Source organism: Streptomyces sp. NPDC096040, assembly GCF_040303265.1.
Taxonomy (GTDB): domain Bacteria; phylum Actinomycetota; class Actinomycetes; order Streptomycetales; family Streptomycetaceae; genus Streptomyces.
Genome location: NZ_JBEOTA010000012.1, coordinates 66,665 through 78,565, shown reverse-complemented (window position 1 = coordinate 78,565; position 11,901 = coordinate 66,665). Strand labels below are relative to the sequence as shown.

Below are 11,901 nucleotides of genomic sequence, written 5' to 3'. Positions count from 1 at the left end.
GGCCCGGGAGCTGCCACTCACAGAAAGCAGATCCTCATGGACACCATGCTCGCCGGACGCTTCCACCTGGACAGCAAGAAGTTCGCCGTGGAGGAGGTGCCCGTCCCCGTGCCCGGCCCGGGCGAGGTCCTCATCGAGGTCAAGGCCGCCGGCGTCTGCCTCTCCGACGTCCACCTGATCGACGGCTCTCTCGTCCCGCTGTTCGCCACCTCCGACACGGTCACCGTCGGCCACGAGGTCTCCGGTGTGATCCACGCCCTGGGCCCCGACCTCAAGCGCGGCCTGACCGTCGGCACCCGCGTCACCCTGGAGGCCGGCAAGACCTGCGGCCAGTGCGCCGGCTGCGTGCGCCGCCGCCCCTGCACCCAGATACTCACCGCCGGCATCGACTACGACGGCGGCTGGGCCCAGTACACCCTCGCCCGCGAGGACACCCTCATCCCCATCCCCGACAGCCTCCCCTTCGACCAGGCGGCGATCATCCCCGACGCGGTCTCCACCCCCTACGCCGCCGTCGTGACCACCGCAGGCGTCCGGGCCGCCCAGTCCGTCGGCGTGTGGGGCGCGGGCGGAGTCGGCGCACACAACGTGCGCCTCGCCCGCCTGGTCGGCGCCGCGCCGATCATCGCCGTCGACCCGCTGCCCAGCGCCCGGGAGCGTGCTCTGGCCTTCGGCGCGGACTTCGCCCTGGACCCGGCCGCCCCCGACTTCGCCGACCAGGTCCGCGCGGCCACCGGCGGACGCGGCCTGGACTTCGCCTTCGACTGCGCCGGCGTTCCCGCCGTCCGCGAGCAGGCCGCCGCGGCGCTCGGCCTGGGCGGCAGCCTCATCCTGGTCGGCATCACGCCCAGGCCGCTCACGATCACCGAGGGCCTGACCTTCAACTACATGCAGAAGCAGGTGCGCGGTCACTACGGCGGCTCCCCCGAGTCCGTCTCCGAGCTGGTCCAGCTGGCAGCGGTCGGCCGCCTCGACCTGGCCCCCTCCATCACCGACCACATCCCGCTGGCCGACGCGGCCGACGCCGTCCACCGACTGGAGAACAAGATCGGCGACCCGATCCGCCTCATCCTCGTCCCCTGACACCCGTCAGTAGGACATCAAGCCACCTCGGGCAGGGGTGAGTGGGCGCCGGTGCTTGAGGGAGCACCGGCGCCCACGGCTATCCGGTACCCGAGTGTCAGAAACCGGCGTCCTCCGAAGCGGCGTACAGTCCGCCCGCCTACGGACATACCGGCCCATCCGCCTTCGTCACAGCGGAGGCTGCGGGACCCACAGAAACTGCGGCACAACCCCCCCCACGCGGACAGACGCGAGTCTCGACAGCATCGCTCAGGCGGCCGGCGTCGCGCGGCGCACCCTCTACGGACACTTCTCCAGTCGGCAAGCGCTGGTCGCCGCCTGGACCAGCGGGTGAAGGGCTGTCCGAGCTTGGTCGGGCGGGTGGTGGCCGTCTGGACGACGAAGTCTTCGTCGTCAGGACTGAGCAGGCGGGGACGGCCTCCCGCCCACCGAGGGTCCAGGGCCAGGCCGATCTCGTTGAACCGGTGGATCACATCCCGGACGGTGTCCTCGTCGGCCTGCACCAGCTTCGCAATCACCGGGACCCGGTTCCCGCTAGCCGAGGCCAGCAGCATCATCGCGCGCCGGAACCGCACCTAACTGGTGCTTCCCCGGCGCACGCCATCGCGTCCCTTCCGGATTGAACGCCTCCCCACACCCAACCGGCCGAGGTCGCGCTGGTGCCAACCTGGTTGACCGATGTGTTCACAGCGTTAGGAGGCGTCCTCGACAGTGCCGGAGAGGCGGTAGGCCGTGGAGGTGTCGACACCGAGGGCAGCGAGCAGGTCGAGGGCGGCGGTGAGCGGCGGGGCTCCGGCCAGGCGGGCGGCGGCAAGGTGGGCGGGGAGGAGGTCGGCGGCGATCAGGGCTGTCCACTGGGTGGCGGAGAGGGCGAGGTAGCGAAGGCCGGGGAGATCGGCCAGCAACGCCAAGTCCGGCGTGGAGCAACGGGACAGGTCGAGGGAGCGCAGCGCGGGGAGGGTGCGCAGCGGGGCGAGGTCGATCGGGGTTTCGGAGCCGACGGCGAGTGAGGCGAGGTGCGGGTGGCGGGCGAGCGGAGTGAGGTCGGCCTCAGGGGCGAGATCGATGGCCAGGTCCTCGACGGGGAGTGCTGCCACGGGGGACAGGTCAGTGGTGGCGCAGCGGTTGAGGTGCAGGCGCCGAAGGTGCGGGGTGGCGGAGAGTGGGACGACGTCGACGTGTGACGGGGCGTCATTGAGGTGGATCGCCTGGACGCCCGGCGCAAGCCGCTCGTCCAGGGCTGAGACCACCAACTGGCGCGAGTCCTCCCCGGACTGCTGCGGGGCGTGCGGATCGGGCTGGCCCAGGGCCTGGCCGAGCCAGGCGGTGACGGAGGAAGCGACATAGCGGGGGCCGTCGTTGAAGTCGCGGCCGACCTCGATCACCTGGCCGGGGCGGCCGTCCGCGGCAGGCGCGAGGTCCACGGCGAAGAAGTTGCCGTCGAACCAGGTGGCGAAAGGAAGCCAGCCCGGATGCCCCGAGCAACGGCGCACCGTGTTCGGCGAGTTGAATTCGCCACGGCTTATCTCCTTGGGGCGCCGCCATCTGGGAGGGGAGGCGATCCGAGCCACCCTGGCACCGGCCCGCGAAGAGGCAACCGCGACTGTGCGAATTTCACGCTCGGGCCGTTCCCCAGATCTGCTCTTGTTCCCCACGCCGGTCGGCAGTGTCACCAGGCGAGTCGGACGTCGTCTTCGTAGACCTGGCCTGTGGGGCCGTCGGAGCCGAGGGTGGCCAGGCGGATGGCGACGGCAGCGCCCTGCTCGGGGGTGCGGGTACCGCGGAAGTTGTTGAACTCCGTGGCGACATGACCGGGCGCGGCACCGTTGATCTTGATGGAAGTGTCGGCGAGTTCGCGCGCAAAGTGGGCGGTGACGGCGTTCAGGGCCGTCTTGGAGCTGGAGTAGGACAGGGACGGTTGGCCTACCCAGGCGCCCTCTTCGCCAAGGGAGCCGCGTTTGCTGGTGACGTTGACAATGCGGCCGGCCTCGGCTGCGCGGATCAGCGGCAGGAAGGCGTTGATGAGAGTGACTACGGCGAAGACATTGACCTCGTAGACGAAGCGCATGTCCTCGGCGGTCTCCTCGGTGGGCTTGGGGAGGCGGTCCAGTGGGCGGCGGTTGCCGACGTTGACGCCGGCATTGTTGACCAGGACGTCGAGGTGGCCGAAGTCGTGCTCGACGCGCGTGACCGCGGCGGCAATGTCGTCCTGAGACGTCACATCGAGTTGCACCGGGCGGACGTCCCCGGCCAGTCCTGCGGCAGCGGTGGCGCCCTGGGCCCAGCTGCGGGCTCCGAGGTACACGACAAAGCCTTCCCGGGCCAAGCCCTCGACGATCGCCCGTCCGATCCCCCTGTTGCCTCCGGTGACCAGTGCGGTCCTGCTGGTTTTTGTCACGACGAACCTCGGTGAAGATGGCCTGTCGGCGCCACGCCGCAGGTGACCAGTGTTGATGTGACAACACGATAGGTAGCCGTTGTTGTCACGTCAACAGGAGGGTCGCTACGATGTACCGGTGGAAGATCGGCTGAACGACGCGGAAATGGAACTGTGGCACCTGTGGAAGCAAGCAGCCGAAGCCATCCGCGCCCGCGTCGCCGACGACGTGAGCGCCGCCACCGGCCTGTCCGATCCCGACTTCGGCGTCCTGACCCGCGTCGCAGAACTGGGCCACGGTCTGTTGCGCCAAAATGAATTGGCCTCCTCGATGGGCTGGCACCGCAGCCGTCTGTCCCATCACCTGACTCGTATGGAACAGCGCGCCCTCGTGACGCGACGCCCCACCGAGGGCGGCGTCGAGGTCCTCATCACCGACCAGGGCCGAGCTGCCGTCGCCAAGGCCCGGCCATTGCACGCAGCGGCCGTCCGACGCCACCTCCTGGATCAGGTTCCCCGCGAGTCTCTGTCAGCCCTCCGCGATGTTCTGGCGAGGCTCGCCAGTCGATCTCGAGCGACTCCCTTTGATTGAAGTCGCAACCAACTGAGGCTGAAGAGCGGGCCGAGGATTTTAAAAAGAGCCTCAACACCACCGGCCGGGCCCCGCGGGGCGCCCAGGTATGTCCCTTCGGCGGCCTCAGCCCCTGGCCTGCCTCGTCCTCGAAGCAGATGTGGGCGCCCAGGTCCGCCGCGGCTCTTTCACCTGCGGCCACACCCCCGTCTTCCACACCTCGATGGCCTCCTCGTCGCGCTCGATCGCCCCCCGCAGCGGGACCTGAGCGGACCAGCCGTGCCGGCGCAGCAGCTTCCACACGCCCTGGACCGTGTACCCGACCTGGAACACCCGCCCGATCAGCAGCTTGACCCGCTTGAGCGTCCAGCCCTGGAACTCATCGTCCCAGCCGTGCGCAAGCGGCCCGCGCTTCAACTCCTGTTCCAGTCGCGCCCATTGCCGTGCGCTGAGCCGCTCGACGGACACCGGACCCTTCGAACGCAGCGCCTGCACACCGCCCTGCTGCCACGCATGCCGCCAGCGCCGCACCGAGCGTGAGGCCACCCGTAACTCCTTCGCGATGACCTCGCTCTTCTCACCGCGTGCGAACCGCTCGGCGGGTGGCGCAAGGCATCGGTATCTGCCGGGCCTGCACAGGGAACGGCCCCAGAGGGCATGGACCGACTTCCAGACCCGGATCGCGGAACTCGGCGGTAGGGTCCTCGAAGTTGCCTGGCTTGGTGCCCGGGTACCGTATCGCGTCCTGTGCCGAGAAGGGCACGAGAGCCGTCCGACGCCAGACAACATCGGCGAGGGGAAGGGCCTATGCCTCAAGTGCAGGGGTCGCCTCTGGGACGTGCTCTACGCCGTCACGGGTGAGTCGCTGCTGAAGGTAGGGGTTACGGCCTCGGGGGAATTAGTCCACACGCGGACGACACCACGGCCACCGGTCAGGTGACGCCGGAGGCCCTGGCCGACGCGGAGAAGGCGGCGGACACGGGGATACAGGTCGTGGGCGAACGCACGCCTTACACCACGACGTTCGCCAGACTGCGGCGTCTGCGGGTGGGTCATGTGATGCGCGGCGTTGTGCCGCTGCCCGCCGACAATGGGGACAGCAGCCATGCCGTGTGCCTGTGGTGTCGGTCGGCGTTGATCCGTGACCATTCAATTGCGAAGTACGTCCTTGTCATTGCTTCTCTGGCGCTTCTCCGGCGGCATACGGCTGCTACAGCGGCAGCATTTGCGAGCCGACCGAGGCGGCCACCGTCATGGCGGCCATGCCGGCGAGAACCGCTCTGCGGGAGATGGATTCCGGCAAGGTGGTTTCTCCTGTTCGATTCGCTGGAAGCCCGCTCACGGTCGGAGAGTTCGGGCTGGGCGGCAGTGCGGCTCGGCCGGTCCGGTCCGGTCCCAGGAGAGTTCCGCTCCCGTCTCGCTCCGCTCAGAGACATGGGATCCGGATCAAGCGGGGGCGGCGTCCCACGGCTGCCGGAAGGACCACTTCATCGAACCGGTTCGAGAAGGTAGCACCGGGTAGTCGGACCGGCAATGCCTCCCGCGCAAGGTTCTCCCGGGTCTTTTGCCGGACGGGAAAGTCCGGTCAAAAGCGTTGACACGCCTGGTGGTAGTCCCTAGCTTCACTTCACGCGAACCGGTTCGACAACCGGCATCGCTCCTCGTACCCACCCCACCCCCTCGTGGCCGGTGAGTACTCTCCCTCTCGGAGAGTCGAACCGGTTCGAGCAAGGAGTCGCTGTGAACATCGGTGAGATCGCCCGCCGGGCCGGTGTCTCGCGCAGCACCGTGTCCTACGCGCTGAGCGGCAAGCGCCCGGTGTCGGACGACACCCGCCGGAAGATCCAGGACGTCATCGACGAGCTGGGCTACCGGCCCAATGCCAGCGCGCGCGCCCTGGCCAACGGCCGGACCAGCACGATCGGTCTGGTGTTCCCGCCGGCCGGCAACCACTACACCGGCATGCAGCTGGACTTCATCGGCAGTGTGGTGGAGGCCGCGGCGGCCTACGACTACGACGTGCTGCTGTCTCCGAGCGGTGTGGACAGTGACCGCTCGTTCCAGCGGCTGCTGGGGGAGCGGCGGGTCGACGGGGCGATCCTCATGGAGATCCGGCTGGAGGACGACCGGGTCGATCACCTGGCCGCGCTGGGCTTTCCCTCCGTCGCCATCGGACGTACCGCTCATCCGGAGGGCGACTGGTGGGTGGGTCTGGACCACACCGCGCTGGCGGCGGCGTGCGTCCATCACCTGGCGGACCTCGGCCACCGTCGGGTCGCCTTCGTCAACCGGCCCGAGCAGCTGCGGCGGGCCGGGTACGAGTCCGCGCACCGAGGTTTGGACGGCTTCACGAAGGCCGCCGCCGAGCGCGGGCTGACGGTGCGGACGTACTGCTGCGGGGACGACGCGGCCTCGGGCGAGGCCTGCCTGCAACAGATCCTGCACGACGACCCGGGCACCACCGCCCTCGTCACACTGAACGAGGCCGCTCTGGGTGGCCTGTACCGCGGCCTCGCCCAGGCCGGCCGCCATGTGCCGCGCGACTTCTCCGTCACCGGGGTCGTCGCCGGCCGCTGGGCCGAGACGGTGACCCCGCAGCTCACCGCCGCCGACGTACCGGCGGAGGAGATGGGCCGGCGCGCCGTCGACCTGCTGGTGGAGCGGCTCGACCATCCCGATGCCCCGCCCCGGCACCATCTGCTCGCGCCGCCGATCTCGCTGCGGGCCAGCACCGGGCCCGCCGGAACCGGTACGACGCCCTGACCGCACGCGCCCAAACCGCCTCACGCCACGTAGATCTCCTCACGCCACGTAAGCCCTCTCACCTCACGTAGATCTCCGCACATCACCGGGTGCGCGAACGCCCGACAGTGCCGTTCGCCGAGCCCGCTTCCTGCTCACCACCCCGTGCCCTCGGCACCCGCATGCCCAAAACAAAGGAACCCCTGCGATGAACAGCTCCTCCAGCCAGCGCCGTCTGACCGCCGCGGCCCTGACCGCCCTGGCCGTCGCCGTCAGTGCCACCGCCTGCTCCTCCGGCTCGGGCAGCACCGACACCAAGGGCACCGGCAGCGGTACCTACACCATCTGGGACCCCTACCCGCAGTTCGACAAGGGCTCGGCCTGGGCGAAGCTGCTCGACCAGTGCGGCACCAAGGCCGGGGTGAAGATCAAGCGGACCGCCTTCGACACCAGCGACCTCGGCAACAAGACGCTGCTGGCGGCCCAGCAGGGCAACTCGCCGGACGTCCTCATCGTCGACAACCCGGTGGTGTCGACCCTGGCCGAGGCGGGCGTGCTCACCACGACCGCCGACAACAAGCTGGACACCTCGAAGGTCGACCCCAACCTGCTCGCGGCCGGCCAGTCCGGCGGCAAGACCTACGGCACGCCCATCGGCGCCAACACCCTCGCCCTCTACTACAACAAGAAGGTGCTGAAGCAGGCCGGCGTCGACATCAGCTCGGTCAAGGACTGGAAGTCGCTGACGGCGGCGCTGGAGAAGGTCAAGAAGGCGGGCAAGAAGGGCATCACCTTCTCGGCGATCGGCACGGAGGAGGGCAGCTTCCAGTTCCTGCCCTGGTTCTGGGGATCGGGCGCCAAGCTGACCGAACTCGACTCCGCCCAGGCCGTGTCCGCGCTGACCCTGTGGAAGGACTGGCTGAAGAGCGGCTACGCCCCCAACTCGGTGCTCAACAACACCCAGACCACCAGCTGGCAGGAGTTCGCCGGCGGCGACTACGCGTTCAGCGAGAACGGCACCTGGCAGCTCGCCAATGCCAAGAAGGCCGGCCTCGACTACGGGGTGCTGCCCATTCCCGGCGCAGGCGGAGGCAATGCCTCGGCCCCGACCGGCGGCGAGTTCATGACCATCCCGGTGCAGCAGGACACCGGCCGCTACGCCACCTCCCAGAAGCTGGCGACCTGCCTGACCAGCACCGACAACCTCAACGACACCGACACCACCCTGTCCTACGTGGCCCCCACCAGTGAGGTCCAGGACAAGCAGGTGGCCGCGAACGCCGAGCTGAAGCCGTGGGTGGAGGCGGTCAAGGCGGCCAAGGGCCGCACCAGTGACGACCTGGGCACCAAGTACCCCAAGATCTCCGAGCAGATGTGGAAGGCCGTCCAGTCCGCCCTGAGCGGCTCCAAGTCGCCCAAGGACGCGCTCTCCTCGGCTCAGACCGCGGCCAAGTGACGTGAGCCCGATGAAGCAGACGACACATCCGCCGGACCACCGGTCCGCGGGCGTCCGGAACGGGGCGGCCCTCGCTGCCCCGACCCCGGCCCGCAGCAGGAAGCGCCGCCGGCCCACCTCCACACAGTGGGCCGCCTGGGGATTCCTCGCCCCGGTGACCGTCTACCTCGCCCTCTTCTACGCCTATCCGCTCTACCGCAACCTCGACCTGAGCCTGCGCAACTACACCGTCCGCTCCTTCGTCCAGGGCGACGCCCCGTTCACCGGACTGGACAACTACCAGAAGGTCTTCGACGACCCGACCTTCGCCCCGGCCTTGCTGCACACCGCGGTGTTCACCGCCGTATGTCTGGTCTTCCAGTACGCCATCGGGCTGGCCCTCGCGGTCTTCTTCCATCAGCACTTCCGGCTGTCGGCCACCCTGCGCGCCCTGTTCCTGGTGCCCTGGCTGCTGCCGCTGATCGTCTCCGCCTCCACCTGGTCGTGGATGCTCAACAGCGACTCCGGAATCGTCAACGCCACCCTGCACGCCGTCGGCATCGGGCCGGTGAACTGGCTGACCTCGCCGTCCTGGTCGCTGATCTCGGTGATCATCGCGAACATCTGGATCGGCGTCCCGTTCAACCTGGTCGTGCTCCACAGCGGCCTGCAGTCCATCCCGGCCGGCCTGTACGAGGCCGCCGCCCTCGACGGGGCGGGTGCCTGGCGCCGCTTCTGGAGCATCACCTTCCCGCTGCTGCGCCCGGTGTCGGCGATCACCCTGCTCCTGGGGCTGGTCTACACGCTCAAGGTCTTCGACATCATCTGGATCATGACCAAGGGCGGCCCGGTGGACTCGTCCACCACCTTCGCCACCTGGTCCTACCAGCTCGGTTTCGGCAACCTCCTGCCTGCCTTCGGCCCCGGTGCCGCCGTCGGCAACCTGCTCGTCGTCGCGGCGCTCGTCTTCGGCCTGGTGTACCTGAGAGTCCAGCGAAAGCAGGCGCTGTCATGAACCGACGCATCAGCCGCACGTGGTGGAAGACGGCCATCGGTCTGCTGCTGACGGCAGCCATGCTCTTCCCGGTCTACTGGATGCTGAACGTGTCCTTCACCCGCGACCAGGACATGCGCAAGAGCCCCCCCGACCTGTTCCCCCGCCACAGCACCCTGGCCGGCTACCGCACCGTCCTCGACGAGCAGTTGCCGTATCTGGGCACCAGCCTCGCCATCGGCCTGGGCACGGTGGTGCTGACCGTGGCCCTGTCCGCACCCGCCGGCTACGCACTGGCCAAGCTGCGCCCGCGCGGCGGCGGCTTGCTGAGCTTCGTCCTGCTGGCTGCCCAGATGATCCCCGGCATCATCATGGCGATGGGCTTCTACGCCATCTACCTCCAGCTGGGCCTGCTCCAGTCCGTCCCCGGCCTGATCGTCGCCGACTCCACCCTGGCCGTGCCGTTCGCTGTGCTGATCTTCACCGCGTTCATGTCCGGCATCCCCGGCGAACTGCTCCAGGCCGCGCAGATGGACGGAGCAACGGCCCTGCGGACCTTCCGGTCCGTCGTGCTGCCCATGAGCCGCAACGCCGTCGTCACGGTGTCGCTGTTCGCCTTCCTGTGGTCCTGGTCGGACTTCGTCTTCGCCAGCACCCTGGTCAACGGCGGCGCCCATGAGCCGATCACGCTCGGCATCTACCACTACATCGGCAACAACAACCAGCAGTGGAACGCCATCATGGCCACCGCCGTCGTGGCCTCGCTGCCCGCCGCGGTGATCCTCGTCCTCGCCCAGCGCTACGTCGCCGCCGGCGTGACCGCCGGCGCGGTCAAGGACTGAGTCCTCCCCACCCCACCACGACGGCTGAAGCCTCCGCGCGCCAGTCACCGTTGCCTCCTGCTCCAGAAACGAGTCACGCCCCATGACCGCCGTCCCGTCCGGCCCGGCCTTCTCCGTCCACGACATCCCGTTCAGCACCTACGGGTCCTGGTTCGACATCTCGCCCGTGGTGGCGGAGAGGACGTACGCCGAGGACCTCCACCTCGTCTCGCACCAGAACGGCATGCACGCCGTCCTGCGCCTGATCCCGGTGGACCCGGCCACCGGAGACCGGGCCGCCACCCGTGTGGAGGCGACACCCGGCCTGCTCAGCTGGATCGGCGAGAGCGGGCACGTCGACCTCGCCTACGAGTCCCCGGACACCGTACGGCTGCGGGGGAGCAGCCTGGGCGTCGGCGTCCTCGCCGCCGCGCACGCACTGACCCCGTTCAGCGGGACGTACTTCTTCCACGACCCGGCGGCGGACGCGCACGTGTTCACGTCGTACGAGACCGGACGCCGGTACCGCGTCACCGTGCTGTCCGGCACCATCGCCGACACGGCCGGAGGCCAGGTCCTGGGCAGCAGCGACCGCGGTCTCACCGTGACCGCGCAGGCGGACGGAGCCTGGGAGATAGCGATCGAGGAACTCGGCACCTCCCGCCCGCCGTACGCGTCCGCGGCGACCTTCGACGACATCGTGAGGTCCGTTCGGGGTGCGTTCGCGGACTTCGCCGACGCGGTGGCCCCCTGGCGCTCGTCCGCCACCCCGGCCGCCGAACTCGCCGCCTACGTCGCCTGGTCGGCGACCGTACGGCCGACGGGCCTGGTCACCCGGCCCGCCGTGCTGATGTCCAAGCACTGGATGGACAAGGTCTGGAGCTGGGACCACTGCTTCAACGCCCTTGCCCTGGCTCCGGGTTGCCCCGAACTCGCCCTGGACCAGTACCACCTGCCCTTCGACCACCAGGACGACAGCGGCGCCCTGCCCGACTCGGTCACCCACTCCGAGGTCCTGTACAACTTCGTCAAGCCGCCCATCCACGGCTGGGCCTTCGGCCACCTGCGCCGCCGGCTGTCGAGGCCTCTCGACCAGGCCGAACTGGCCGAGACATACGACCGGTTGGAGGGCTGGACCACCTTCTGGCTCACCGCGCGACGAGCCCCCGGCGCCGAACTGCCCTACTACCAGCACGGCAACGACAGCGGCTGGGACAACGCCACCACCTTCGACCCCGAGCGAGTCGTCGTCGCCGCCGACCTGGCCGCCTTCCTCGTCCTCCAGCTGCACGAACTCGCCGCCCTGGCAGAGGCGTTGGGCAAGCCGGACGAGGCGCGCCGATGGACGGCGACAGCCGAGCAGACCCAGACCGCGCTGCTCGACCAGCTCTGGACCGGCGACAGGTTCGTCGCCCGGTCGGCCGCCACCGGGGACACCTGGAACAGCGCCAGTCTCCTCGACATGATGCCCATCGTGCTGGGCGAACACCTGCCCGGCGAGGTCGGCAGTGCGCTGGCCGACCGCGTCAAGGCCCACCTGACGCCGTACGGCCTGGCCACTGAACTGACCACCTCACCGCACTACCTCGCCGACGGCTACTGGCGCGGCCCGATCTGGGCCCCCGCAACCGTCCTGATCGAGGACGGCCTGCGCCGCGCCGGCCACCAGCGGCTGGCCGACGACATCAGCGCCCGCTTCCGCGCCCTGTGCGAAACCCACGGGTTCGCGGAGAACTTCGACGCCCTCACCGGAACGGGCCTGCGCGACCGTGCCTACACCTGGACCGCCAGCAGCTACCTCCTGCTGGCCGAAGCACACGCCCACCGAGAGAGCCGCTGAGGGGCCGCCTCCCACACAGCCCCGGGGCCGTGACGAGC

11 protein-coding genes and 2 pseudogenes are annotated in these 11,901 nt (G+C 69.4%); 8 read left to right on the top strand and 5 right to left on the bottom strand.

The window, feature by feature from the left end; all coding sequences use genetic code 11:
- Window positions 1–36: 36 nt before the first annotated feature.
- Both ABTY98_RS18155 and ABTY98_RS42335 read left to right on the top strand, forming a co-directional pair.
- A complete protein-coding gene (locus ABTY98_RS18155) occupies window positions 37–1,083 on the top strand; it encodes a zinc-binding dehydrogenase (RefSeq protein ID WP_352221914.1) in 1,047 nt (348 codons plus the stop codon).
- A gap of 37 nt (window positions 1,084–1,120) precedes the next feature.
- Window positions 1,121–1,417: a helix-turn-helix domain-containing protein gene (locus tag ABTY98_RS42335; protein WP_502994270.1), complete on the top strand. Its 297-nt coding sequence runs from the start codon at window positions 1,121–1,123 to the stop codon at window positions 1,415–1,417.
- Here ABTY98_RS42335 and ABTY98_RS18145 read toward each other — a convergent pair.
- The 3 genes and pseudogenes from ABTY98_RS18145 to ABTY98_RS18135 form a co-directional block, all read right to left on the bottom strand.
- Window positions 1,389–1,682 (bottom strand): annotated as a pseudogene (locus ABTY98_RS18145) (helix-turn-helix domain-containing protein); the annotation flags it as partial. The gene ABTY98_RS42335 and the pseudogene ABTY98_RS18145 overlap by 29 nt on opposite strands.
- A 93-nt stretch (window positions 1,683–1,775) precedes the next feature.
- The gene (locus ABTY98_RS18140; protein ID WP_352221913.1) at window positions 1,776–2,576 is read right to left on the bottom strand and encodes an SMI1/KNR4 family protein; all 801 of its coding nucleotides are present in this window, start codon (window positions 2,574–2,576) and stop codon (window positions 1,776–1,778) included.
- Window positions 2,577–2,752: 176 nt separating this feature from the next.
- Window positions 2,753–3,481, bottom strand: a complete 729-nt coding sequence (locus ABTY98_RS18135) for an SDR family NAD(P)-dependent oxidoreductase (RefSeq protein WP_352221912.1) — start codon at window positions 3,479–3,481, stop codon at window positions 2,753–2,755.
- A gap of 118 nt (window positions 3,482–3,599) precedes the next feature.
- Between ABTY98_RS18135 and ABTY98_RS18130 the strand changes: the two genes are divergently transcribed.
- Window positions 3,600–4,052, top strand: coding sequence for a MarR family winged helix-turn-helix transcriptional regulator (locus ABTY98_RS18130; protein WP_352221911.1), 453 nt, complete (start codon window positions 3,600–3,602; stop codon window positions 4,050–4,052).
- Window positions 4,053–4,107: 55 nt separating this feature from the next.
- On the opposite strand, the pseudogene ABTY98_RS18125 reads toward ABTY98_RS18130, so the two are convergent.
- Window positions 4,108–4,634: pseudogene (locus ABTY98_RS18125) on the bottom strand (winged helix-turn-helix domain-containing protein); the annotation flags it as partial.
- Window positions 4,635–5,241: 607 nt separating this feature from the next.
- Window positions 5,242–5,334: a twin-arginine translocation signal domain-containing protein gene (locus tag ABTY98_RS18120; RefSeq protein WP_352221910.1), complete on the bottom strand. Its 93-nt coding sequence runs from the start codon at window positions 5,332–5,334 to the stop codon at window positions 5,242–5,244.
- Between the two features lie 437 nt (window positions 5,335–5,771).
- On the opposite strand from ABTY98_RS18120, the gene ABTY98_RS18115 reads away from it, so the two are divergent.
- From ABTY98_RS18115 to ABTY98_RS18095, 5 genes are all read left to right on the top strand, one after another.
- Window positions 5,772–6,794, top strand: coding sequence for a LacI family DNA-binding transcriptional regulator (locus tag ABTY98_RS18115; RefSeq protein ID WP_352221909.1), 1,023 nt, complete (start codon window positions 5,772–5,774; stop codon window positions 6,792–6,794).
- A 187-nt stretch (window positions 6,795–6,981) separates the two neighbouring features.
- Complete coding sequence (locus ABTY98_RS18110; protein WP_352221908.1) at window positions 6,982–8,229, top strand: sugar ABC transporter substrate-binding protein; 1,248 nt, start codon at window positions 6,982–6,984, stop codon at window positions 8,227–8,229.
- Window positions 8,230–8,239: 10 nt separating this feature from the next.
- The gene (locus ABTY98_RS18105) at window positions 8,240–9,223 is read left to right on the top strand and encodes a carbohydrate ABC transporter permease (protein ID WP_352221907.1); all 984 of its coding nucleotides are present in this window, start codon (window positions 8,240–8,242) and stop codon (window positions 9,221–9,223) included.
- Window positions 9,220–10,044, top strand: a complete 825-nt coding sequence (locus ABTY98_RS18100) for a carbohydrate ABC transporter permease (RefSeq protein WP_352221906.1) — start codon at window positions 9,220–9,222, stop codon at window positions 10,042–10,044. Before ABTY98_RS18105 ends, ABTY98_RS18100 begins: the two co-directional genes overlap by 4 nt.
- Before the next feature lie 82 nt (window positions 10,045–10,126).
- A complete protein-coding gene (locus tag ABTY98_RS18095) occupies window positions 10,127–11,863 on the top strand; it encodes an amylo-alpha-1,6-glucosidase (RefSeq protein ID WP_352221905.1) in 1,737 nt (578 codons plus the stop codon).
- Window positions 11,864–11,901 lie beyond the last annotated feature (38 nt).